Genomic DNA, 306 nt, shown 5'->3' with positions numbered 1-306 from the left:
AATACCTTAAAGGACGTTTTAATTGCCGTGCTAACAAAATAATGGTTAGCAGCGATAATATAGGTAATCCAATGAGGAATAGTACTAACAATCCTGGACTATATTGCGAATAATAAACCACGGGTTCGCGAATCCAAAAACTGGTGTCACGACTGTCTTGTACCCACAGCTGCGGGGGTGGTTTGAACTTGAAATACACTTCCACTGGTCGACCTAACTGTGCCCCTATTTCGCGTTGTAATACATCGGTAAAAACACCCGCAAAGGCTTTATCTGCTACTTGCGGGAAGTCACTGGGGTTATCAA

1 protein-coding gene is annotated in these 306 nt (G+C 43.1%); it reads right to left on the bottom strand.

The window, feature by feature from the left end:
• On the bottom strand, positions 1 to 306 hold a 306-nt coding region (locus AAEZ03_RS26650; RefSeq protein WP_350582786.1), incomplete at both ends, for a hypothetical protein.

This window comes from Pseudomonas sp. HY2-MNA-CIBAN-0224 (assembly GCF_040310285.1).
Taxonomy (GTDB): Bacteria; Pseudomonadota; Gammaproteobacteria; order Pseudomonadales; family Pseudomonadaceae; genus Aquipseudomonas; species Aquipseudomonas helleri.
This window is presented reverse-complemented; position numbering and strand designations above follow the sequence as displayed.